At 72.4% G+C, this 21,700-nt stretch carries 22 protein-coding genes; 8 read left to right on the forward strand and 14 right to left on the reverse strand.

Features of this window, described 5'->3' with window-relative positions:
• Positions 1-525: 525 nt before the first annotated feature.
• Positions 526-972: a MarR family winged helix-turn-helix transcriptional regulator gene (locus ACWDXC_RS38135; protein ID WP_364184361.1), complete on the reverse strand. Its 447-nt coding sequence runs from the start codon at positions 970-972 to the stop codon at positions 526-528.
• Positions 973-1,062: 90 nt separating this feature from the next.
• Between ACWDXC_RS38135 and ACWDXC_RS38140 the strand changes: the two genes are divergently transcribed.
• Positions 1,063-1,446, forward strand: coding sequence for a PPOX class F420-dependent oxidoreductase (locus ACWDXC_RS38140; RefSeq protein WP_364184364.1), 384 nt, complete (start codon positions 1,063-1,065; stop codon positions 1,444-1,446).
• A 17-nt stretch (positions 1,447-1,463) separates the two neighbouring features.
• On the opposite strand, the gene ACWDXC_RS38145 is transcribed toward ACWDXC_RS38140, so the two are convergent.
• Positions 1,464-2,054, reverse strand: a complete 591-nt coding sequence (locus tag ACWDXC_RS38145; RefSeq protein WP_449990610.1) for an HAD family hydrolase — start codon at positions 2,052-2,054, stop codon at positions 1,464-1,466.
• A 31-nt stretch (positions 2,055-2,085) separates the two neighbouring features.
• Between ACWDXC_RS38145 and ACWDXC_RS38150 the strand changes: the two genes are divergently transcribed.
• Positions 2,086-3,552 (forward strand): glycosyltransferase family 39 protein, encoded by a 1,467-nt coding sequence (locus ACWDXC_RS38150; protein ID WP_449990612.1) that lies wholly within the window; start codon positions 2,086-2,088, stop codon positions 3,550-3,552.
• Positions 3,553-3,608: 56 nt separating this feature from the next.
• Here the strand turns inward: ACWDXC_RS38150 and tyrS are convergent, their stop codons facing one another.
• A complete protein-coding gene (tyrS, locus tag ACWDXC_RS38155; RefSeq protein WP_449990615.1) occupies positions 3,609-4,874 on the reverse strand; it encodes a tyrosine--tRNA ligase in 1,266 nt (421 codons plus the stop codon).
• A gap of 84 nt (positions 4,875-4,958) precedes the next feature.
• Between tyrS and ACWDXC_RS38160 the strand changes: the two genes are divergently transcribed.
• Complete coding sequence (locus ACWDXC_RS38160; protein ID WP_219502253.1) at positions 4,959-5,360, forward strand: PH domain-containing protein; 402 nt, start codon at positions 4,959-4,961, stop codon at positions 5,358-5,360.
• On the opposite strand, the gene ACWDXC_RS38165 is transcribed toward ACWDXC_RS38160, so the two are convergent.
• The 8 genes from ACWDXC_RS38165 to argC form a co-directional block, all read right to left on the reverse strand.
• Positions 5,293-6,027 (reverse strand): DNA-3-methyladenine glycosylase, encoded by a 735-nt coding sequence (locus ACWDXC_RS38165; protein ID WP_449990618.1) that lies wholly within the window; start codon positions 6,025-6,027, stop codon positions 5,293-5,295. The two genes, ACWDXC_RS38160 and ACWDXC_RS38165, sit on opposite strands and share 68 nt — an antisense overlap.
• Positions 6,028-6,032: 5 nt before the next feature.
• Complete coding sequence (gene argH / locus ACWDXC_RS38170) at positions 6,033-7,457, reverse strand: argininosuccinate lyase (RefSeq protein WP_357587435.1); 1,425 nt, start codon at positions 7,455-7,457, stop codon at positions 6,033-6,035.
• 215 nt (positions 7,458-7,672) lie between these two features.
• Positions 7,673-8,191, reverse strand: a complete 519-nt coding sequence (locus ACWDXC_RS38175) for an arginine repressor (RefSeq protein WP_219502250.1) — start codon at positions 8,189-8,191, stop codon at positions 7,673-7,675.
• Positions 8,188-9,108, reverse strand: a complete 921-nt coding sequence (gene argF / locus ACWDXC_RS38180; RefSeq protein ID WP_364184379.1) for an ornithine carbamoyltransferase — start codon at positions 9,106-9,108, stop codon at positions 8,188-8,190. The genes ACWDXC_RS38175 and argF overlap by 4 nt, the downstream gene beginning before the upstream one ends.
• Complete coding sequence (locus ACWDXC_RS38185) at positions 9,105-10,271, reverse strand: acetylornithine transaminase (RefSeq protein WP_449990623.1); 1,167 nt, start codon at positions 10,269-10,271, stop codon at positions 9,105-9,107. The genes argF and ACWDXC_RS38185 overlap by 4 nt, the downstream gene beginning before the upstream one ends.
• A complete protein-coding gene (argB, locus tag ACWDXC_RS38190; RefSeq protein WP_449990626.1) occupies positions 10,268-11,143 on the reverse strand; it encodes an acetylglutamate kinase in 876 nt (291 codons plus the stop codon). The genes ACWDXC_RS38185 and argB overlap by 4 nt, the downstream gene beginning before the upstream one ends.
• Positions 11,140-12,291 carry a bifunctional glutamate N-acetyltransferase/amino-acid acetyltransferase ArgJ gene (argJ, locus tag ACWDXC_RS38195; RefSeq protein ID WP_449990628.1) on the reverse strand — a complete coding sequence of 384 codons (1,152 nt, stop codon included), beginning with the start codon at positions 12,289-12,291 and terminating at the stop codon, positions 11,140-11,142. The genes argB and argJ overlap by 4 nt, the downstream gene beginning before the upstream one ends.
• Complete coding sequence (gene argC / locus ACWDXC_RS38200; protein ID WP_375073999.1) at positions 12,288-13,310, reverse strand: N-acetyl-gamma-glutamyl-phosphate reductase; 1,023 nt, start codon at positions 13,308-13,310, stop codon at positions 12,288-12,290. Before argC ends, argJ begins: the two co-directional genes overlap by 4 nt.
• A gap of 204 nt (positions 13,311-13,514) precedes the next feature.
• Between argC and ACWDXC_RS38205 the strand changes: the two genes are divergently transcribed.
• Positions 13,515-15,176, forward strand: a complete 1,662-nt coding sequence (locus ACWDXC_RS38205; RefSeq protein ID WP_449990632.1) for a class I adenylate-forming enzyme family protein — start codon at positions 13,515-13,517, stop codon at positions 15,174-15,176.
• Here the strand turns inward: ACWDXC_RS38205 and ACWDXC_RS38210 are convergent.
• Entirely contained in the window at positions 15,173-16,063 is an 891-nt protein-coding gene (locus ACWDXC_RS38210) for a LysR family transcriptional regulator (protein WP_449990635.1), read from the reverse strand. The two genes, ACWDXC_RS38205 and ACWDXC_RS38210, sit on opposite strands and share 4 nt — an antisense overlap.
• Positions 16,064-16,134: 71 nt before the next feature.
• Here ACWDXC_RS38210 and ACWDXC_RS38215 point away from each other — a divergent pair, with 71 nt between their 5' ends.
• From ACWDXC_RS38215 to ACWDXC_RS38230, 4 genes are all read left to right on the forward strand, one after another.
• Complete coding sequence (locus tag ACWDXC_RS38215; protein WP_449990638.1) at positions 16,135-17,058, forward strand: NAD-dependent epimerase/dehydratase family protein; 924 nt, start codon at positions 16,135-16,137, stop codon at positions 17,056-17,058.
• Positions 17,059-17,241: 183 nt separating this feature from the next.
• A complete protein-coding gene (locus tag ACWDXC_RS38220; RefSeq protein WP_449990641.1) occupies positions 17,242-17,424 on the forward strand; it encodes an aldo/keto reductase in 183 nt (60 codons plus the stop codon).
• Between the two features lie 66 nt (positions 17,425-17,490).
• Positions 17,491-17,895 (forward strand): hypothetical protein, encoded by a 405-nt coding sequence (locus ACWDXC_RS38225; RefSeq protein WP_357587452.1) that lies wholly within the window; start codon positions 17,491-17,493, stop codon positions 17,893-17,895.
• 57 nt (positions 17,896-17,952) lie between these two features.
• On the forward strand, positions 17,953-19,248 hold the full coding sequence (locus ACWDXC_RS38230; protein WP_449990644.1) for an MFS transporter: 1,296 nt from the start codon (positions 17,953-17,955) through the stop codon (positions 19,246-19,248).
• Here the strand turns inward: ACWDXC_RS38230 and ACWDXC_RS38235 are convergent.
• Both ACWDXC_RS38235 and ACWDXC_RS38240 read right to left on the reverse strand, forming a co-directional pair.
• Positions 19,245-20,714: a sulfatase-like hydrolase/transferase gene (locus tag ACWDXC_RS38235; RefSeq protein WP_449990647.1), complete on the reverse strand. Its 1,470-nt coding sequence runs from the start codon at positions 20,712-20,714 to the stop codon at positions 19,245-19,247. The genes ACWDXC_RS38230 and ACWDXC_RS38235 overlap by 4 nt on opposite strands.
• Positions 20,711-21,679 (reverse strand): aliphatic sulfonate ABC transporter substrate-binding protein, encoded by a 969-nt coding sequence (locus tag ACWDXC_RS38240; RefSeq protein WP_357587458.1) that lies wholly within the window; start codon positions 21,677-21,679, stop codon positions 20,711-20,713. The genes ACWDXC_RS38235 and ACWDXC_RS38240 overlap by 4 nt, the downstream gene beginning before the upstream one ends.
• Positions 21,680-21,700: the final 21 nt, after the last annotated feature.

The following is a 21,700-nucleotide window of genomic DNA, read 5'->3' on the forward strand; positions in this document are numbered from 1 at the left end:
TAAGCACGCCGCCAGCGTTCGTCCTGAGCCAGGATCAAACTCTCCAAAAAAGGTTTGATACCAGGCAACATTATCTCCGTCATATTTGACGAGGTTTTGCATGAAAAAACTTCATGCACTGGCTTTTGACACACTGTTGAGTTCTCAAGAAACGGACGCTTGCTCCCCGGTCCTGCGAGAGGCGCGATCTCGTCTTTCGCAATCTTATCAGGCCGCCGATCGGCTGTCAAATCCGAAGATTTGCTTCCAATCGCTCAACCCGCTTAGGATTGCGCGCCCCGTCTCCGAGGCAACCCTCGTAACTTACCGTGGCATCCGGTTCCTGTCGAATCAACCGATTTTTCGCGGTGGTCCAACAGACACCCGAGACGACTCATGCCATGACGCGCAAGAGCGCCCACAGCCGAGTGATTCGTTCTCAAGGGGCTGCCCTGGGGCCCGTCCGCCGTGTCAGGCGTCCGGCTCGCTCCCGGGGCGAGGTCAAACATTAGGTCGCGATTCGCCGGACGTCAAATCACACGCCGCTCACAGTTCGGACGAAGCCCGGCGGATCGCTTCGCCGCACCGCGCGAGCAGGGCGCGGAGGGTGTCGCGCTCCGCGTCGTCGAGCTCGTCGGCGATCGCGCGCTCGATGACGACGGCGCGGGCGTCGGCCGTCTCCAGCGCCACGCGCCCCGGCTCGGTCAGCCGGGTCTCCAGCACGTTGCGGTGCCAGGGGTGCGGGGTGCGCTCGACCAGGCCGCGCTCCTCGAGGTTCTTGAGCACGACGGTCATCGCCTGCGGGGTGACCAGGCATGCCCTGGCCAGCGCGGCGCCCGAGATGCCGGGGTTGCCGGCCAGCGCGAACAGCGCCGCGTACTGCGGGACCGTCAGGCCCGCCGCCCGCACCGCGACCTGCTTGGCCGCGATCAGCTCCTGCTCGGCCCGCTTGATGTCGAGGCCGAGCCGCTCCTGCGCGGGCATGTCCACCATGACGGCAAGCGTACAAGGCTTCGAGTCTTGATAGTCATCAAAGCTTTGATATTGTCCCCCTGCGCCAGCCATCACGAAGGAGATCGCAACGTGATTCCCGAGAGCCACCTCGACCTGCTGACCCGCCCGCTGTTCGCGCACCTGGCGACCATCGGGCCCGGCGGCGCGCCGCAGGTGAACCCGGTCTGGACGGTGTGGGACGGCGAGCACCTGCGCTTCACGACCACCACCGACCGCCGCAAGTGCCGCAACGTCGCCGACCACCCGGAGGTGGCCGTCTCCGTCAACGACCCCGACCAGCCGTACCGCTATCTGGAGATCCGCGGCGTGGTCGAGCGCGTCGAGCCCGACCCGTCCGGCGACTTCTTCGACGTCCTGGCCACCCGCTACGGCCTGCCGTACGAGCGGCCGGTCGGCGACGCCGCCCGCCGCGTCGTGATCGTCGTCCGCCCCACGCACACGACCAGCCAGTAGCGCCGGTGCGCCCGCGGTCAGCGGGCGACGCTCGCGCGCACCTGCCCGGGGGAGACGAACAGCTCGGCCGCCATCCCCGCCTGCCGCGCCGCCACCACGTTCGCCTCGTTGTCGTCGAAGAACAGCACGTCGCCCGGGGCGACCCCGTGCCGGGAGGCGCAGATCTCGTACGCGCGCGGGTCGGGCTTGGCCACGCCGATCCGGCAGGAGTAGGTGAGCGCGTCGAAGCGGCCCAGCCAGTCGCCGTGCCGCTCCTCCCAGACGGGCACCAGGTCCTCGATGATGTTCGACAGCAGGCCGAGCCTGCGTCCGCTGTCGGCCAGCTCGTGCACGAGGGCCACCATCTCGGGGTCGACGTGCGACCAGCTCTCCAGGTCGGCCTCGGTCAGCGCCGCCACGTCGGCGAACCGCGCGCCGAGCCGCTCGGCGACGGCCGCCCAGTAGAGGTCGCTCGGCTGCCCGGCGTCGTAGGGCGGCCGGCAGGCCCAGTACGCCTCCCAGAAGCGGTCCGCCGACACCCCGGCCAGGTCGACGAGCTGCTGTCTGGCCTCGTCGGTCTGCGTCCTGGCGATGACACCGTACAAATCGAAAACGATCACTTCGGGCATGCTTCCGAGCTTATGCGCGTATCCTGCCCCGGTGACCAGTGCCGCCACACTAGCCCCGCCCACCACTCCGGAACCCCGTACGCGCGGGCACGCGAGCGCCTGGCTGGCGGGGGCGGCGGCGGGAGCCGTCGCGTTCAGCGGGACGGGCGCGGCGACGCTGAACGGCGACGAGCTGGCCACGATCAGCGCCGCGTCCCGCTCGCTCGCCGGGCTGTGGGAGCTGGCCCAGCACATCGACGGGCACTTCCTGCCTTACTACCTGTTCATGCACTTCTGGGCCAAGGCGGGCACGGCCGAGCTGTGGCTGCGGCTGCCGTCGGCGCTGGCGATCGCGGTGGCGGCGGGGCTGCTGGTCGCACTGGGCAGGCGGCTGCACAGCACGCGGGCGGGGGTCACGGCGGCGGCGGTCTTCGCGGTGCTGCCGTCGGTGTCCTACTACGGGGCGTTCGCCCGCTCCTACGCGTTCGCCGCCGCGGCGGTCGTGCTGTCGTTCTGGGCGCTGCACCGGGCGGCCGAGCGGCCGGAGGCGGCCCGCCGGTGGGTGGTGTACGGGGTGAGCGTGGCGCTGGTGTGCTGCACGCACCTGTTCGCCGTGCTGGTGCTGCCCGCGCAGCTCGTCGCGGCCGTCGCGCTGCTGTCGCGGCGGGACCTGCTCCTGCGGGCGCTGCCCGCGCTGACCGCCGGCGGCGTGCCGGCCGTGGTGCTCGGCCTGGTGGGCTACGGCGAGCGGCACGCGATCAGCTGGATCCCGCAGCGGGGCCCCGAGGTGCTGCTGAAGTTCCCGAAGATGGCGGCGGGCGCGGCCGAGGCGGGCCTGCCGCTGTTCGCGGTGGCGCTGGCGGGCGCGGGACTGCTGTGGTGGTCGGCGCGCACCCGCCCCGGGGGCCGGGTGTGGGCGGCGACGCTGCTCGGGTGGCTGGTCCTGCCGCCGCTGCTGCTGCTCGCGGTCTCCCACCTGGTGACACCTGCGTACGTGGACCGCTACCTTTTCGTCACCGCTCCGGCGCTGGCGCTGCTGGCCGGGCTGGCGGCGGCGAGCGTGCCGAGGATCGCCCTGGCCGCGTGCTGCGCGCTGGTGGCGGTGACGGTGGCGGCCGGGTTCGCCCAGCACGTCGAGGTGCGCGAGCCGAACGGCCGGTTCGAGGACGTCCCGTGGGCGCTGCGCAGGATGGACGTACGGCCGGGCGACGCGATCGTCTACGGCCAGAGCTCGGTCAGGGCCGGGTTCGACTACTACGGCGCCGGGGCGACGCCGGACGACGTGCTCCGGATCGGCACGGCCCCGGACCCCGACGGGTTCGGCTTCCCCGAGCGCGACGACGTCGCCGAGGCGCTGACCGGGCGGGAGCGGGTGTGGGTCGTGTGGCGCGGCGCCAAGTCGAGCGGCGCCCGGCTGCCCCGGGTCGAGGCGGTGCGCGAGGCCGGGTTCGAGCAGAAGTCGGCCTGGCACTCCGCCGACCTGCCGGGACTCACGGTCGCGCTCTACACCGCCCGGTGAACGACCGGAGGCGGGCCCCGGAACGAGAGCCCGCCTCCGCCTGATCCTGTGGGCCGTCAGCCGACCTCGACGCCGCCGATCGACTTCTTGCCGCGCCGCAGCACCAGGTAGCGCCCGTGCAGCAGGTCGTCGCCCGACGGGACGTAGGACTCGTCGGTGATCTTGACGTTGTTGAGGTAGGCGCCGCCCTCCTTGACCGCGCGCCGCGCCGCCGACTTGGACTCGACCAGGCCGCTGTCGGCCAGCAGGTCGACCAGCGTCGCGCCGAGCGCCGGCACGGTGGCCTTCGGCACCTCGGCCAGCGCGGCGCCGAGCGTCGCGGCCGGCAGCTCCTCCAGCGCGCCCTGGCCGAACAGCGCCTTGGACGCGGCGACCACGGCCGCCAGCTCCTGCTTGCCGTGCAGCAGCTCGGTGAGCTCCTCGGCCAGCGTGCGCTGCGCCTCGCGGGCGAAGGGCCGCTCGGCGACCGCCTTCTCCAGCTCCTCGATCTCCTCCCGGCTGCGGAACGTGAACACCTTGAGGTAGTGGATCACGTCACGGTCGTCGGAGTTGAGGAAGTACTGGTAGAAGGCGTACGGGGAGGTCATCTCCGGGTCGAGCCAGAGGGCGCCGCCCGCGGTCTTGCCGAACTTGGTGCCGTCGGCCTTGGTGATGAGCGGCAGCGTGAGCGCGTGCACGTGCGCGCCCTCGATGCGGCGCACCAGGTCGGCGCCCGCGGTGATGTTGCCCCACTGGTCGCTGCCGCCGATCTGCAGCGTGCAGCCGTAGCGCCGGAACAGCTCCAGGTAGTCGTTGGACTGCAGGATCTGGTAGCTGAACTCGGTGTAGCTCAGCCCCTCACCGGCCAGCCGGGCCGACACCGACTCGCGGGCGAGCATCCGGTTGACCGGGAAGTGCTTGCCGATGTCGCGCAGGAAGTCGATGGCCGACAGCTCGCCGGTCCAGTCGAGGTTGCTCACCATGAGGGCGGCGTTGGGCACCTCGCCGAAGTCGAGGAACCGGCCCACCTGGCCGCGCAGCCGCTCCACCCACTGGGCCACGACGTCGCCGGAGTTGAGCGAACGCTCGGTGTTGCGGCCGCTCGGGTCGCCGATCAGCCCGGTCGCGCCGCCGACGAGCCCGATCGGCCGGTGGCCGGCGAGCTGGAAGCGCCGCAGCGTGAGCAGCGGGACGAAGTGACCGACGTGCAGGGAGGCGGCGGTCGGGTCGAAGCCCGCATAGACCGTGATCGGCCCCTTGGCCATGGACGCGCGCAGGGCGTCGAGGTCGGTTGACTGCGCGATCAGGCCTCGCCAGGCGAGGTCGTCGAGGATGTCGGTCACGGTGCTGGCTTTCCGGTAGGTGTCGGGTGGTTACAGCGTGCCCGATCGCGTGGAGTGACCGCTACTTGGATAGTCTCGGTCCCCATGTGGAGGGTCCGTCGCGAGCTGGCCGTTTTCAAGATCTTAGGGGCTCTGGCGTGCGCCGGGCTCGCCGTCTACTGGTATCTCGGCGGCGACCTGCGCGGGGTGATCCTCGCCGTGCCCGCCGCCGTGCTGGTGGGCGCGATGGGCCTGCGCGACGTGCTGGTGCCGGTGCGGCTGGCGGCCGACGAGAGCGGCATCACCGTGACGCACGGCTTCGCCGGCCGGCGGCACGTGCCGTGGGAGGACATCCAGGACGTCAAGGTCGACGTGCGGACGCGGTTCGGGCTGCGCAGCGAGATGCTGGAGATCGACACCGGCGACCATCTGCACATCTTCAGCCCTCACGAGCTGGGCGCCTCGCCCACGGAGGTGGCCGCGGCGTTGCGCCGCCGCGGCACGTGAGCCCGGTACGGCGAGACGGTCGGGTCGGCGTCGATCCAGAACCGCCACGGCGTGTCCTTGGCCGTCGAGATCCCGGTCCGGGGGCCTGACCGGATCCGCGCGCGGGCGGGCGGCCTTCGAGCACGGCCGCCGCCCCGGCGGGCCACCCGGTGAGCCGGTCGCCCGGCACGAAGCCGGGTGCCATTCCGTCCAGGACGGCGTCGAGCCCGTTGTGCTCGCGCCGCAGCCCGAGCGCCACGGCCAGCCGGGCCGGACCGCGGGCGAGGTCACGGTCCGCGGGCCGCCTGGTCCCGTTGGAGCGCCGCTCGCGGGCCAGGTCCAGGCCCGCCACCACCTCGCCGGCCCGCAGGAGCACCGCCGAGCCGTGCTCCTCGGGCAGGCAGACCAGGTTGGCGCAGAAGTGCATCCCGTACGTGAAGTACACGTACAGGTGTCCCGGCGGGCCGAACATCACGGCGTTGCGCGGCGTCTTGCCCCGGTAGGTGTGGGCGGCCGGGTCCTCGCCGGGCCCGCCGTACGCCTCGACCTCGGTGAGGCGCACGGCGACGGACCCGTCGGCACCGCTGTGCACGAGGACGCGCCCGAGCAGGTCGGGCGCCACCTCGTGGGAGGGCCGGTCGAAGAAGCCGCGCGGCAGCGGCTCGAAGGACAGCGCGGATGACGACACTGCGGTCAGGACTCGCCCGCCGCCCAGGCCGCCTGCGCGTCGACCGACTCGCGCAGCGCGACGAGCTGGTCGCGGACGCGGTCGGGGGCGGTGCCGCCGTGGGCCTTGCGGGCGGCCAGCGCGCCGGGCACGTTGAGCACGTCACGCACGTCGGGCGTCAGGTGGGCCGACACCTTGGCCAGCTCGTCGTCGGTGAGGTCGCCGAGGTCCTTGTCGTTGACCTGGCACCACACGACCAGGTGGCCGACGGCCTCGTGCGCCTCGCGGAACGGCACGCCGCGCCGCACCAGCAGCTCGGCCAGGTCGGTGGCGAGCGCGAACCCGTCGGGGGCCGACGCCTCCATGCGGGCGGTGTTGACGCGCATGGTGGCGACCAGGCCGGCCATCGCGGGCAGGACGAGCAGCAGCGTGTCGACCGAGTCGAACACCGGCTCCTTGTCCTCCTGGAGGTCGCGGTTGTAGGTCAGCGGCAGGCCCTTGAGCGTGGTCAGCAGCGCCATGAGGTTGCCGATGAGGCGGCCGGACTTGCCCCGGGCCAGCTCGGCCACGTCGGGGTTCTTCTTCTGCGGCATGATCGACGAGCCGGTGGAGTAGGCGTCGTCCATCTCGATCCAGCGGAACTCCTGCGAGGCCCACAGGACGATCTCCTCGCCCAGCCGCGACAGGTGGGTGCCGATCATCGCCGCGGCGAACAGGAACTCGGCGGCGAAGTCGCGGTCGGCGACGGCGTCCATCGAGTTGGGGGCCGCCGAGGAGAAGCCGAGCTCCTCCGCCACGGCCTGCGGGTCGAGTGGCAGGGACGAGCCGGCCAGCGCGCCCGCGCCGAGCGGCGAGACGGCGGCGCGCCGGTCCCAGTCGGACAGCCGGTCGACGTCGCGGGCGAAGGCGTGCACGTGGGCCAGGAGCTGGTGGCCGAACGAGACGGGCTGGGCGTGCTGCAGGTGGGTCATGCCGGGCGCGGCCGTCTCGGCGTGCTGCTCGGCCTGCGCCATGAGCGCCGTCTCCAGCTCGACCAGCCGCGAGACGATCGTGCGGGCGTGGTCGCGCAGGTAGAGGCGCAGGTCGGTGGCGATCTGGTCGTTGCGGCTGCGACCGGCGCGGAGCTTGCCGCCGAGCGAGCCGAGCCGCTCCAGCAGGCCGCGCTCCAGGGCGGTGTGCACGTCCTCGTCGGCGACCGTCGGCCGGAACTCGCCGGCCTTGCAGGCGCGCTCCAGGTCGTCGAGGGCGCCGATCATGCGCTCGAGCTCGTCCGCGCTGAGCAGCCCCGCCCTGTGCAGCACGCGGGCGTGCGCCCTGGACGCCGCCAGGTCGTACGGCACCAGCCGCCAGTCGAAGTGCACGCTCACCGACAGCCGGGTCAGCGCGTCGGACGGTCCCCCTTCGAAACGCCCGCCCCACAGCCGCATCGGCTTGCCATCACTCACCGTCATCTCCTCAAACTGTCCTGCCACCGTCTCCGCGACCATAGTGCACCCCGGCCGTTCCTCGCGTCGCGGGTCGCGGCGATCTTGGAAGGCGGGTGCACGAACCCTGTGGCCTGGTCGCGGCCGGCGGTGTGGCGCCCGGCGGCGCCGGGAGGGCGGCGGACGTGCCGGGCCCTCCCGGGCGGGCCGGGACCACTCTCGCGGTCATGGGTCGAACTTCGTCACTCGGCGTGCTGGCTGCGCCTGTCGGCGGTCTTCAGCAGCGCCTCGGCCACCGCCTGCCCGCCGAGCGGGTCGCGGCTGATGACCAGGATCGTGTCGTCGCCGGCGACGGTGCCGAGGATGGACTCCCAGTCGGCGTGGTCGATGGCGGAGGCCAGGAACTGGGCGGCTCCGGGCGGTGTCCTGACGAGGATCAGGTTGGCCGACGCCTCGGCGCTGACCAGCAGTTCCTCGGCGATGCGGTGCAGCCGGGCGGCAGGCGACTCGCCGGTGCCGAGCCGGGCGAGCGGGATGCGCCCGCCGCCCTCGCCGGGCAGCGCGTAGACGAGGGAGCCGTCCTCGGCGCGCAGCTTGAGCGCGCCGAGCTCGTCGAGGTCGCGGGACAGGGTGGCCTGGGTGACCTCGACGCCGCTCTCGGCGAGCAGCTTGGCCAGCTCCGGCTGGGAGCGGACGGGCTGGCGCTGCAGCAGGTCGGTGATCTTGGCCTGTCTGCCGGCCTTGGTCATCGGGATCGTCATGTCTCGCTCATCAGCCAGTGGAGCAGGGCCTTCTGCGCGTGCAGCCGGTTCTCCGCCTGGTCCCAGACGGCGCTGCGCGGGCCTTCGAGGACCTCGGCGGTGATCTCGTGGCCGCGGTAGGCGGGCAGGCAGTGCAGCACGATCGCCTCGGCGTCGGCGTGCTCCAGCAGCTCGTCGTTGACCTGGTAGGGCATGAGGTCGGCAATGCGCCGCTCCTTGCCGTCCTGGCCCATCGACACCCAGGTGTCGGTGGCGACCACGTGCGCGCCCTGGACGGCGGCCGCCGGGTCGGACAGCGCGACCACCGAGCCGCCGGTGCGGGCGGCGATGGCGGCGGCTCGGCCGAGGATGACGGCGTCGGGCTGGTAGCCGGGCGGGGCGGCGATCCGTACGTGCATGCCGGCGGTGGCGCCGCCGAGCAGGTAGGAGTGGGCCATGTTGTTGGCGCCGTCGCCGGTGTAGGCGAGGGTCAGCCCGGCGGTGCGGCCGAACCGCTCGCGCACCGTCTGCAGGTCGGCGAGGATCTGGCAGGGGTGGTAGTCGTCGGTGAGCGCGTTGACCACGGGCACGCCGGCGTGAGCGGCCATGGTCTCGATCAGCTCCTGGCCGCTGGTGCGCCAGACGATGGCGGACACCTGCCTGCCGAGCACGCGGGCGATGTCTTCAGTGGGCTCGCCGCGTCCCATGAGCGTGGAGACGCCGTCGACGATGAGCGGCAGGCCGCCGAGCTCGCCGATGCCGGTGTGGAACGACACACGGGTGCGCGCGGACGGCTTGTCGAACAGGACGGCGACCGACTGGGGGCCCTCGAAGGGCCGGTAGCCGAACCGGTCCTTCTTCATCGCGGCGGCCAGGTCGAGGACCTCGGCCTGCTCCTCGGGCGTGAGGTCGTCGTCCTTGAGGAAGTGGCGGGTCACTTGGCTGCCTCCGAGAGAATCCGCGGGAACGCCGTCACGAAGGCGTCGATCTCCTGCTCCGTCACGACCAGCGGGGGCGCGAGGCGTACGGCGTCGGGCTGCAGGGCGTTGACGAGGAAGCCCGCGTCGGCGGCGGCCTTCTGGACCCGCGCCGACACCGGTTCGGTGAGGACGACGCCCAGCCACAGGCCGCGTCCGCGCACCCCCTTCAGCAGCGGGTGGCCGATCGCCTCCAGGCCGTCGCGCAGCCGCGCGGCGACCGTGCGGACGTGGCCGAGGTCGACGTTGGCGAGCACGGCCAGCGCGGCGGCGCAGGAGACCGGGTTGCCGCCGAACGTCGAGCCGTGGTCGCCCTTGTCGAACAGCGTGCCCGCCTCGCCGAAGCCGACGCAGGCGCCGATCGGCAGGCCGCCGCCGAGGCCCTTGGCCAGCGTGAGGATGTCGGGCGTGTAGCCGTCGGCCTGATGGGCGAACCAGTGGCCGGTGCGGCCGATCGCCGACTGGATCTCGTCGGCCACCAGCAGCGCGCCGGCGGCGTCGCAGATCTCGCGGGCGGCCGCCAGGTAGCCGTCGGGCGGCGGGACCACGCCCGCCTCGCCCTGCGTGGGCTCCAGGAAGACGGCGGCGCACTCGCCGGTCACGGCCGCCTTCAGCGCGTCGGCGTCGCCGTAGGGGACGAAGCGGACCTCGACCGGGAACGGGCCGAACTGGTCGCGGATCGCCTGCTTGCCGGTCAGCGACAGGGCGCCGAGGGTGCGGCCGTGGAAGCCGTTCTCGGCGGCGACGAAGTAGGTGCGGCCGTGGCGCTTGCCGTACTTGATGGCGAGCTTGAGCGCGGCCTCGTTGGCCTCGGTGCCGGAGTTGGCGAGGAAGACGCGGCCGGGGGCCTGGAGCAGCTCCAGCAGCTTCTCGGCGAGCAGCACCTCGGGCTCGTGCAGGAACAGGTTGCTCGTGTGGGCGAGCGTGGCCACCTGGGTGGAGACGGCCTCGACGAGCGCCGGGTGGGCGTGGCCGAGCGAGGTGACGGCGATGCCGCCGATGAAGTCGAGGTAGGCCCGGCCGTCGACGTCCCAGACGCGGGTGCCCTCGCCGCGCGCCAGCGCGACCGGGGGGACTCCGTAGTTGGGCATGAAGGCCTGTTCGAACCTGTCGAAGAGGCTCATGAGGGCACCACCATCGTTCCGATTCCTTCGTTGGTGAAGATTTCCAGCAGCAGCGCGTGCGGCTCCCGGCCGTCGAGCACGTGGGCCTGCGGCACGCCGCCCTTGACCGCGGTCAGGCACGCCTCCATCTTGGGCACCATGCCGCTCGACAGCGTCGGCATGAGCTCGGCCAGCTCGGCGGCGTCGAGCCGGCTGATGACCTCCGAGTCTTCGGGCCAGTTGGCGTACAGGCCCTCGACGTCGGTGAGGACGACGAGCTTGTCGGCCTGCAGCGCCACGGCGAGCGCGGCGGCCGCGGTGTCGGCGTTCACGTTGTAGATCTCCCCGTCGTCGCCGCGCGCCACGCTGGAGACGACGGGGATGCGGCCGTCGGCGAGCAGCGCGCGCACAGCTCCGGCCTGGACGTCGACGATCTCGCCGACCTGGCCGATGTCGACGGGGCTGCCGTCGACGACGGCGCTCTTGCGCTCGGCGGTGAACAGGTGGGCGTCCTCGCCCGACAGGCCGACGGCGAACGGGCCGTGCTGGTTGAGCAGCCCGACGATGTCGCGGCCGACCTGGCCGACCAGGACCATCCGGACGACCTGCATGGCCTCGGGCGTGGTGACGCGCAGCCCGGCGGTGAACGTGGACTCGATGCCGAGCTTGTCGAGGTGCTCGCTGATCTGCGGGCCGCCGCCGTGCACGACGACCGGGCGCAGCCCGGCGTAGCGCAGGAAGACGACGTCCTCGGCGAACGACGCCTTGAGGGACTCGTCGGTCATGGCGTTGCCGCCGTACTTGATGACGACGGTCGCGCCGTGGAAGCGGGTCAGCCAGGGCAGCGCCTCGATGAGCGTGCCGGCCTTCGCCTGCGCGGTGCCGGCCCTCATGAGGAGTACGCCGAGTTCTCGTGGACGTAGTCGGCCGTCAGGTCCGTGGTGTGGACGGTGGCCGTGTGGGGGCCGGCCGACAGGTCGATGGTGATCGTCACGTCGCGGGGGCGCATGTCGACCTTGGCGCGGTCGTCGCCGACGGCCCCGGCGCGGCAGATCCAGATGCCGTTGATGGCGACGTTGAGCCGGTCGGGCTCGAAGACGGCGTCGGTGGTGCCGACGGCGGCCAGCACCCGGCCCCAGTTGGGGTCCTCGCCGTGGATGGCGCACTTGAGCAGGTTGGAGCGGGAGACCGCGCGGCCGACGGTGACGGCGTCGTCCTCGGAGGCGGCGCCGATGACCTCGATGGCGATGGCCTTGGAGGCGCCCTCGGCGTCGACGAGGAGCTGGCGGGCGAGGTCGGCGCAGACCTCGGTGACCTTCTGCTCGAACTCGGCGAGCTCGGGACTTACGCCCGCAGCGCCGCTGGACAGCAGCAGGACGGTGTCGTTGGTCGACATGCAGCCGTCGGTGTCGAGCCGGTCGAAGGTGCGCGAGGTGGCGCGGCGCAGCACGGTGTCGAGCTGCTCGGCGGTCAGGTCGGCGTCGGTGGTGATGACGCAGAGCATGGTGGCCAGGCCGGGGGCGAGCATGCCCGCGCCTTTGGCCATGCCGCCCACCATGTAGCCGTCGCCGCGCTTGAAGGAGATCTTGGAGACGGTGTCGGTGGTGCGGATCGCGTCGGCGGCGGCCAGGCCGCCGTCGCGGGAGAGCTGGGAGGCGGCCAGCTCGACGCCGGGCAGCAGCGCGTCCATCGGCAGCCGCTCGCCGATCAGGCCGGTGGAGCAGACCGCGATCTCGCCCGCGGAGTCGTCGAGCGCGGCGGCGGCCTTCTCGGCCGTGGCGTGGGTGTCCTGGAAGCCCTCGGGGCCGGTGCAGGCGTTGGCGCCGCCGGAGTTGAGCACCACCGCTCGCAGCCGCCCGCCGCGCAGCACCTGCTGCGACCAGAGCACCGGGGCGGCCTTCACGCGGTTGGCCGTGAAGACGCCGGCGGCGGCACGGCTCGGCCCGTCGTTGACGACGAGGGCCAGGTCCCGGGCGCCGCCGGCCTTGATGCCTGCGGCTATGCCCGCGGCCCTGAAGCCGAGGGGGGCGGTCACGCTCATGGAGCAACTCCTGTCGTGGGAAGTCCGAGCTCTTCCGGGAGGCCGAGGGCGAGGTTGGCGCTCTGGATCGCGCCTCCGGCCGTGCCCTTGGTCAGGTTGTCGATGGCGATGACGGCGATCACCCGGCCCGCGCGCTCGTCGAGCGCGACCTGGAGGGCGGCGGTGTTGGCGCCGTAGGTCATGGCGGTGGCGGGCCAGGCTCCCTCGGGGAGCAGGTGCACGAACGGCTCCGCCTTGTAGGCCGTCTCGTAGGCCGCCCGGAGCGAGTCGCGGGTGACGCCGGGCCGGGCGGGGGCCGTGCAGGTGGCCAGGATGCCGCGGCTCATGGGGGCGAGCGTCGGGGTGAACGAGACCCGTACGGGCGCGCCCGCGGCGGCGCTGAGGCCCTGCTCCATCTCGGGGGTGTGGCGGTGGACGCCGCCGGCGCTGTAGGCGCTGACGGAGCCCATGACCTCGCTGCCGAGCAGGCTGGGCTTGAGCGACTTGCCGGCGCCGCTGGTGCCGCTGGCGGCGACGACGACCACGTCCGGCTCGGCGAGCCCGGCGGCGAACGCGGGCGTCAGCGCGAGCAGCACGGAGGTGGGGTAGCAGCCGGGGACGGCGACGCGGCGGGTGCTCCGGAGCGCTTCGCGCTGGCCGGGCAGCTCGGGCAGGCCGTAGGGCCAGGTGCCGGCGTGCTCGCCGCCGTAGAACTCCTGCCAGGCGGCGGGGTCGGCGAGCCGGTGGTCGGCGCCGCAGTCGACGACGAGCGTGGCGGGGCCGAGCTGGGCGGCCACGGCGGCGGAGTGGCCGTGGGGCAGGGCGAGGAAGACGACGTCGTGCCCGGCGAGGGCGTCGGCGGTGGTCTCCTGGATGACCCGGTCGGCCAGCTGCGGCAGGTGGGGCTGGTGGGAGCCGAGCGCGCTGCCGGCGCTGGATGCCGCGGTGAGGGCGCCGATCTCCAGCTCCGGATGGCCGAGCAGCAGGCGGAGCAGCTCGCCGCCCGCATAGCCGCTGGCTCCGGCGATCGCGGCTCTCATCTGACCTCCTGCATATTCATGCATCATAGCTCATAGGCTTGCTTGTAAAGACTATGTACTCCCGATGATGAACATGCAAGTCGAGGCGTCTCGCCGTCCCACATGTCGAGATCAGGAACTCCGGAACATTGGTCTAGCGCGACGTACTAACCGGTCGGTACTGTGATTTATCCGGATGCCGTTCCACTGCGGGAGTTCTGCGTCATGACCCTGTCGCACGCCGAGGTGCAAGCCCAGCTCACCGGCCCTGGTCAGCTCTTCGAGGTCGAGGAGATCGGCGAGAGCGGGATACGGACGTGGAAGCACGCCCCCGGCCACTTCCGCACCCTGCTGGAGAACAGCGCCTTCCACGGCGACAAGGTCTTCCTGGTGTACGAGGACGAGCACGTCACGTTCGAGGACCACTTCCGCAGGGCCGCCACGCTCGCCCACCGGCTCGTCGAGGAGTACGGGGTCCGCAAGGGCGACCGGGTCGCCGTGGCCATGCGCAACTACCCGGAATGGTCGATCGCGTTCTCGGCGGCGCTGGCCGCCGGGGCCATCGCGGTGCCGCTCAACGCCTGGTGGACGGAGAAGGAGCTGTCCTACGGGGTCAGCGACTCGGGCGCCAAGGTGATCGTCGCCGACGGGGAGCGCGCGGCCCGGCTGACCGGCACCGGCGTGCCGCTGATCGTCGCCCGCGGCGAGGTCCCGGCGGGCGCGCGCTCGTTCGAGGACGTGCTGGGCGTGGTCGAGCCCGGCGTGCGGCTGCCCGACGTGGAGCTGTCCCCCGAGGACCCGGCCACGATCTTCTACACCTCCGGCACCACCGGCAGCCCCAAGGGCGCGCTGGGCAGCCACCGCAACCTGGGCCAGGCGCCGATGACGGTCGCCTACGGGCTGATGCGCGCGGTGACGATGGCGGGCAAGGACTACGCCGAGGCGTCGGCGGTGCGCCGGGTGACGCTGCTGACGGTGCCGCTGTTCCACGTGACGGGCTGCTTCTCGGCGCTGATGACGACGATCTTCAGCGGCGGCGGCCTGGTGCTCATGTACAAGTGGGACCCCAAGCAGGCGCTGGAGCTGATCGAGCGGGAGAAGGTCACCGCGATGATCGGCGTGCCGACGAACGCCTGGCAGCTCATGTCGCACCCCGACTTCGGCAAGCACGACCTGTCCTCGCTGACGACGCTCGGCTACGGCGGCGCCCCCGCCCCGCCCAAGCTGCTGGAGCGCATCACCGCGAACCTGCCCGACCGGGCGCCGTCCAACGGCTACGGCATGACCGAGACGACCGCGCTGGCCATCGGCAACGGCGGCGCCGACTACCAGGCCAAGCCCGACAGCATCGGCCGCCCGACGGCCGTGGTGGACGTGCGCGTGGTGGACCCGATGGGCGAGGAGCTGCCGCCGGGCGAGGTGGGCGAGCTCTGCCTGCGCGGCCCGAACGTGATCATGGGCTACTGGAACAAGCCGCAGGCCACCGCCGAGACGTTCGTCGACAACTGGCTGCACACCGGCGACCTGGCCAGGATCGACGAGGAGGGCTTCGTCTACATCGTCGACCGGGCCAAGGACATGGTGATCAGGGGCGGCGAGAACGTCTACTGCGCCGAGGTCGAGGCCGCGCTGTTCGAGCACCCGGCGGTGGACGACGCGGCGGTGATCGGCGTACCGCACGACGAGCTGGGCGAGGAGGTCGGGGCGGTGATCCGGCTCGCCCCGGGCGCCTCGGCCACCCGCGAGGAGCTGACGGCGTTCCTGGCCGACCGGATCGCCAAGTTCAAGATCCCGGCGCACGTGTGGTTCCGCGACACCGAGCTGCCCCGCAACCCCGGCGGCAAGATCCTCAAGACGCGCCTGCGCAGGGAGGTGCTGGGCGCCTAACCGCGCAACAGCTCCAGCAGCGACTCGACGTACGGCTGCGCGGCGCCGCGGTGGCGGCGCGGCGTGGCCACGCCGATGTGGCGCGCCGGAGCGGGCGGCTCCAGCGGCACGGCCACCAGGCCGGGGGTGTCGCCGAGCGCGACGCTCGGGATGAGCGCGACGCCGACGCCCGCGCCGACCAGCGACTGGGCGAAGCCGTAGTCGGTGGCCGCGCAGCAGACGCGCGGCTCGAACCCGGACAGAGCGGCGTAGCGGTCCATCAGCCCGGCCGTCTTGAGGCAGCCGAGCACCCACCGCTCACCCGCCAGCTCGGCCAGGTGCACGGCGGCGCGCCCGGCGTACGGGTGGCCCGCGGGCAGCACCACCTGGAGCGGGTCGGCGGCGAGCGGCGTCCAGTCGAGGCCGGACCGGTCGCCCGGCCTGGCGGGCGGCGGGCCGTCGAAGTGGTAGGCGAGGGCGAGGTCGGCCCGCCCCTCCCGGACGAGCGGCAGGCTCTCCTCCGGCTCCCGTTCCAGGATCGTCAGCTCCGCCTCGGGATGCCGGGCGCTGAAGGCGGCCAGCGCGGCCGGCAGCAGCCGCCTGCCGCCACTGGCGAACGCCGCGACCGTGAACCGCGCGCTCTGGCGGGAGAGCCGGTCGAGGCGCTCCTGGGCGTCGGCCAGCTCGGCCGCGATGGCGTCGGCGGTCTCCACCAGCGTGCGTCCGGCCGCGGTGAGCGTCACGCCGCGCGTGCTGCGCTCGACCACCGGAAGGCCGAGGCCGCGTTCGAGGGCGGCGATCTGCTGGGAGACGGCCGACGGGGTGAAGCGCAGGGTGGCGGCGGCGCGGTTGAAGCTGCCGTGCCGGGCGACCTCGCGCAGCACCCGCAGGCGCTGGACATCGATCATCAGTGCTCCTTACGACCGGATAAGCAGATCACCACTACCGCTGATGACTGTAGTGCCGCGAGGCTGTGCGCATGGACAGTGTGTGCGTGATCGGCGGCAGCCGGTACTTCGGCAGGCGGGTGGTCGAGCGCCTGCGCGACGAGGGGGCCGACGTGACCGTGGTCAGCCGCGGCTCGGCCCCCGTGCCCGAAGGGGTGCGGCACGTGGCGGCCGACCGCGACGACGAGGCGGGGCTGCGGGCCGCGCTCGCGGGACGCTCCTTCGACGTGGTGCTCGACCAGGTCTGCTACACCCCGCTGCAGGCGGCGTCGGCGCGGCGCGTCTTCGCCGGGCGCGCCGGCCGCTACGTGATGACCTCGACCGCCGAGGTGTACGACCGGCTCGACGGCGGCCCGTGGGCCGAGGACGCGGTGGACGCGGGCGCCTGGCCGGTGCGGCCGGAGCTGCCGTGGCGCGACCCGGGCTTCCTGGCGGCCCACTACGGCGAGGGCAAGCGGCAGGCGGAGGCGGTGCTGGCCGGGCGCCCGCCGTTCGAGGTGGTGGCGGTGCGCACCGCGCACGTGCTGGGCGGGGCCGACTTCACCGGGCGGCTGGCCCACTACGCGCGGCGGATGCGCGACGGCGTCCCGATCGTGGTGCACCGGCGGCCCCGCCCGGCGACGTTCGTCAGCCACGCGGAGATCGCCGACGTGCTCGTGTGGGCGGTGCGCGGATCGTTCACCGGGCCGGTCAACGCCTGCTCGCACGGGCCGGCCGACGTGTTCGATCTGTGCGACGCGCTGGCCGCCGCGGGGGCCGGCCGGGCCGTCTACACCGTCGGCGAGGAGGCGTCCCCGTACTCGTTCGGGCGCGCGTACGCCCTGGACAACGGCCGGGCGAGCGGGCTCGGGTTCCGCTTCTCGGAGCTGAGCGCCTGGCTGCCGGGGGTGGCGGCGGAGGTCGTGGCGGGGGTCGCGGAGGGGCGGGTGGCAGGGCAGGTGGCAGGGTGCGCGTGATCGGGGACGTCCGCGTGGGCGCCGTCGGGCTGGGCGCCGAGGCCATCGGCCTGTACCAGCTGCACAGGCCGGACCCGGCGGTGCCGGTCGCCGAGTCGGTCGGGGCGCTGCGCTCGACCTGGGCGAAAGGCTGGTGTCGGTGCAGAACCGCTTCTCCCCCGCCGTCCGCGACGGCTGCGCGGGGTGAGCCCGCAGCGCGTCTGCCTCGCCTGGCTGCTCGCGCTGAGCCCGCGGGTGATCCCCAGCCCGGGCGCGACCCGGCCGGCCTCGATCACCGACTCGGCCGCCGCCGCCGGGCTGAGGCTCACCCCCGGCGAGCTGGCCCGCCTGAACCGCCGCCCGGAGGCCGCATTACCTCACGCGTAATCGCGCCGCCTACGCCCGTGATGGCACGGTTGCGGTGTCGGACAGAATCCTTGAAGGAGAAGCGAGATGACCACTCTCACCGTCGCCACCACCGGCCGCGCCAAGTTCCTGCGCCTCGTGCTGGCCCTCGACGCCGTCGTCACCGGCGCCAACGGGCTGGTCTACCTCGCCGGGGCCGGCCTGGTGAGCGACCTGCTCGGGCCGGACGCGGGCCTGCTGCGCGGCATCGGGGCGTTCCTGCTCGTGTACGGCGTCGCCGTCGGCCTCCTGGCGGCCAGGGGCACGGTCAGCCAGGCGGGCGTCAAGGCCGTGATCGGGCTGAACATCGCCTGGACGCTCGGCAGCGTCGCCGCCGTGATCACCGGGATGATGGAGTTCACCACGATCGGCGCGGTGTGGGCCATCGCCCAGGCGCTCGTGGTGGGCGTGTTCGCCGAGCTGCAGATCATGGGCCTGCGCAAGCTCCGCTGACCACCGGGCGGAAAACGGTTTGCCGGGAACGCGCACGGGCGTGGACAATCGACGCCCGTGCGCCGTCGTGTGATATCCCAGCTCAGCAGACTCGCCCCGGACCTGAGCCCGCTGCGTGACTCGCGTGACTTCCGGCTGCTGATGGCCTCCGGCGTCGTGACGATGTTCGGCACGTTCATCACGATGGTGGCGCTGCCGTTCCAGATGTGGCAGCTCACCGGCTCGTACGTGGCCGTCGGGATGATGAGCCTGGTCGAGTTCGTGCCCATGGTGGTGTGCGGGCTGTGGGGCGGCGCGATCGCCGACTCCCTCGACCGGCGCAGGATCATCCTGCTGAGCGAGGTCGGGCTGGCCGTGACGGCGGCGGCGCTCATGGTCAACGCCATGCTGCCGCAGCCGCAGATCTGGGTGCTGTACGTGGTCGGGGCGCTGGCGGTGGGCATCACGTGCCTGCAGCGGCCCAGCATGGAGTCGCTGATCCCGCAGGTGGTCAAGCACGAGCAGCTCGGCGCCGCGGCGGTGCTGACGAGCCTGCGGTGGAACTTCGGCGCGATCGCCGCCCCCGCGCTGGGCGGCTGGCTGGTGGCCGAATGGGGTGCGGCCTTCGCCTACGGGCTCGACACGGTCAGCTTCCTGCTGTCGCTGGCGCTGCTGTGGCGGATCGGCTCCCGCCCGCCGGCCGAGGACGCCCAGCCCGCCTCGATCAGGTCGATGATCGACGGGCTGCGCTACGCGGTGAGCCGCAAGGACCTGGTCGGCACCTACCTGGTGGACATCGCGGCGATGGTGTTCGCCATGTCCATCGCGCTGTTCCCCGGCCTGGCCGAGGAGTACGGGGCGCTGCCGGCCGTCGGCCTGCTCTACTCGGCGGGCGCGATCGGCTCCCTCATCGCCTCGGTGACCGGCGGCTGGGCGGCCCGGGTGCAGCGGCAGGGGCTCGGCGTGATCGTGGCCGCGTCGGTGTGGGGCGTCGCGGTGGCGCTGGCCGCCGCGATCCCGCAGTTCTGGGCGCTGGTCGTCTGCCTGGCTCTGGCCGGGGCCGCCGACATGATCAGCGGCATCTTCCGGATGACGATGTGGAACCAGACGATCCCGAACGAGATGCGCGGCCGGCTGGCGGGCATCGAGCTGCTGTCCTACTCGACCGGGCCGATGCTGGGCAACGCCAGAGCGTCGCTGATGGGCCAGCTCGGCGGGCCGAGGCTGTCGCTGGGCCTGGGCGGGCTGATGTGCGTGGGCGCGGTCGCGCTGCTGAGCGCGGCGCTGCCCGCCTTCCGCCGCTACGACGCGCGTACCGACGAGCACGCGCTGGCGGAGCGGGCGCGCCGCGCCCAGGAGCCGACGACCGCCTAGACCGGACTGTCCTCTGGTTCGAAGGCGCTCAGGCTCGGGTCGTAGTCCGAGGCGCCGATGTCGTACATGGGCGTCATCCAGTGATAGAAGTTGTCGCCGCGCTCCCGGAGCAGGTCGTACAGCCTGCGCATGAGGCGCTGACGGACCGGGCGCAGCTCGGGGTGCTCGTAGCGGTTGCTGAGCTCGTGCGGGTCGCCGGCGAGGTCGTACAGCTCGTTGACGGACTCGGGGTTGACCACCAGCTTGTAGCGCTCGTCGCGGATCATCCGCTGCGGGTAGGGGAAGTGGTGGCCGTGGAACTCGGCGACCAGCTCGGGGGCCCACTCCGGCCGCTCGCCGCGCACCAGCGGGACCAGGCTGCGGCTGTCGACCGCCGGGGAGGTGTCGACACCGGCCAGGTCGAGGATCGTCGCCGTGCAGTCGGTGAGCGTGACGAACTCGTCCCTGACCTGCGGCTGCGCCCCCGGGACGCGGATGATGCCGGGGATGCGGTAGATGTCCTCGTACATCGCCGGGCCCTTGTCGTGCAGCCGGTGCGCCCCGGTGAACTCGCCGTGGTCCGCGGTGAAGAACACCCCGGTCCGGTCGGAAAGGCCAAGCTCGTCGAGCCTGTCCAGGATGCGGCCGATCTGCTGGTCGATGAGCGTCACGTACCCCCAGTAGACGGCGATCAGCTTGCGCGTCACCTCGATGGGGATCGTGTCGAACGTCCAGTGCTCGCTGTAGTTGCGCTGCACCGGCGGCTTGCCCTCGAACGTCTCGGCGATCGAGGGCGGCAGCTCGACCAGCGCCGGGTCGTACAGGTCGAAGTACTCGTCCGGCAGCAGGTACGGCAGGTGCGGCCCGAAGAAGTGGGTCGCCAGGAAGAACGGCTCCCCGATGGCCGCGTAACGGTCCAGGTGCTCGATCGCCCGCGTCGCCAGGTAGTGCTCGAACGTGGCCTCCACCGGCTGGTGCAGCCGCGCCGCCAGAAGGTTGCCCGGGTTGCCGTTGGGCGTGGTGCCGCGGATCAGGTCCGAGATCCGGTACGGCGGCAGGTCACGCTCCTTCAGGTACGCCAGGTAGTCGGGGTGGTCGACCGGGTTGTGCCAGCCGGGCAGGTCGGGACCGTCGAAGCCGTACGAGGCGGCGTTGCGGTGGGTGCCGCCGTGCCACTTGCCGATCAGCCCGAGCCGGTAGCCGCGCTCCTTCAGCGCCTCCGGGAAGGTGAAGGCGTCGTCGCGCAGGTCCTCCAGGTAGCCGACGTTGCGCTCGTAGTTGGCCAGCAGCCGGTGCCGGAACGGCGCCTGCCCGGTGAGCAGGCTGGCCCGCGCCGGGGTGCAGATGGCCGTGGGCGTGTAGAACCGGTCGAACCGCGTGCCGGTCTCGGCCAGCCGGTCGAGATTCGGCGTGGCGACGTGCGGGTTGCCGTAGCAGCCCAGCGTGTCGACGCGGTGCTGGTCGGTCATCAGGAACAGCAGGTTCACTTACTGTAGGCCTTCGTGTAGAGATCGCCGGTGTAGTAGGTGGCCGGGTCGGGGGCCGACGGGAGCTGGCCGGTGCTGACGAAGAACTCGCTCAGGCTGTTCAGCCACTTGCCGACGCTGCCGTCCTGGGTCTTGGCGACCAGGTCGGCGGTCGACATCGTCTGCACGTTCGCCGCGTCGGCCGCGACCTTGGCCTTGTCGAGCTTGAGCAGGGCCGCCGCCTCGGCGATCGCCTCGTCCGGGTGGGCGGCGCGCCAGTCGTTGGCCTCCTGCAGCACCTTGAGCACCTTCTCGGTCAGCTCAGGCGCCACCTCGTTGCCGCCGACGAACGCGGTCGGGAACGAGTTGTCCGGGAACTCCTTGGTGCTGGCCAGCTCGACCGTGCCGGGCACCTTGGCCTTGATCGTGTCGATCAGCGGGTACCAGATGCCGGCGCCGTCGATCTGCCCGGCGGCGAACGCGGAGACGACCGTGGCCGGGTCCATCGGCACCTTCTCGATGTCCTCGACGGTCATGCCGGCCTTCCGCAGGGCCAGGTTGAGCACCATGTCTCCGGAGGTGCCCTCGGGCACGCCGACCTTCTTGCCCTTCAGGTCCCGGATGCTCGCGATGCCGGGCCGGGCGATGACGCGGTCGGCGTAGGCGAGGGTGTTGACGGCCACGACCTTGGCCTTGCCGGACGCGGGCAGCCACATGGCCCCCGGGCCGATGTAGCCGAAGTCGAGGTCGCCCGCGCCGAGCGCCTGGATCTGCAGCGGGCCGTTGGTGAAGACCTTGATCTCGGGCGTCAGGCCCTGCTTCTCCCACAGGCCCTGCTTGTCGGCGATGGCCAGCAGGCTGGCGCCGTTGTAGTCGCTGATGTAGCCGAAGCGGACGGTGGAGCCGTCCTCGGAGCACGCGGACACGGACAGCGACATCATGATCACCGCTGTGGCGGCCGTCAGGGCGCGGCGAAGCACACGCATGGCGGGTACGTCCTTTCCGGG

This window comes from Nonomuraea sp. NPDC003214, from assembly GCF_053590035.1.

Coding starts and splice junctions, on each gene's coding strand:
- ACWDXC_RS38135 (WP_364184361.1), bottom strand. CDS start 972: ATGGTGGACATGCCCGCGCAGGAGCGGCTCGGCCTCGACATCAAGCGG.
- ACWDXC_RS38145 (WP_449990610.1), bottom strand. CDS start 2,054: ATGCCCGAAGTGATCGTTTTCGATTTGTACGGTGTCATCGCCAGGACG.
- ACWDXC_RS38160 (WP_219502253.1), top strand. CDS start 4,959: ATGTGGAGGGTCCGTCGCGAGCTGGCCGTTTTCAAGATCTTAGGGGCT.
- argH (WP_357587435.1), bottom strand. CDS start 7,457: ATGACGGTGAGTGATGGCAAGCCGATGCGGCTGTGGGGCGGGCGTTTC.
- ACWDXC_RS38175 (WP_219502250.1), bottom strand. CDS start 8,191: ATGACGATCCCGATGACCAAGGCCGGCAGACAGGCCAAGATCACCGAC.
- ACWDXC_RS38185 (WP_449990623.1), bottom strand. CDS start 10,271: ATGAGCCTCTTCGACAGGTTCGAACAGGCCTTCATGCCCAACTACGGA.
- argB (WP_449990626.1), bottom strand. CDS start 11,143: ATGAGGGCCGGCACCGCGCAGGCGAAGGCCGGCACGCTCATCGAGGCG.
- argJ (WP_449990628.1), bottom strand. CDS start 12,291: ATGAGCGTGACCGCCCCCCTCGGCTTCAGGGCCGCGGGCATAGCCGCA.
- argC (WP_375073999.1), bottom strand. CDS start 13,310: ATGAGAGCCGCGATCGCCGGAGCCAGCGGCTATGCGGGCGGCGAGCTG.
- ACWDXC_RS38205 (WP_449990632.1), top strand. CDS start 13,515: ATGACCCTGTCGCACGCCGAGGTGCAAGCCCAGCTCACCGGCCCTGGT.
- ACWDXC_RS38210 (WP_449990635.1), bottom strand. CDS start 16,063: ATGATCGATGTCCAGCGCCTGCGGGTGCTGCGCGAGGTCGCCCGGCAC.
- ACWDXC_RS38215 (WP_449990638.1), top strand. CDS start 16,135: ATGGACAGTGTGTGCGTGATCGGCGGCAGCCGGTACTTCGGCAGGCGG.
- ACWDXC_RS38225 (WP_357587452.1), top strand. CDS start 17,491: ATGACCACTCTCACCGTCGCCACCACCGGCCGCGCCAAGTTCCTGCGC.
- ACWDXC_RS38240 (WP_357587458.1), bottom strand. CDS start 21,679: ATGCGTGTGCTTCGCCGCGCCCTGACGGCCGCCACAGCGGTGATCATG.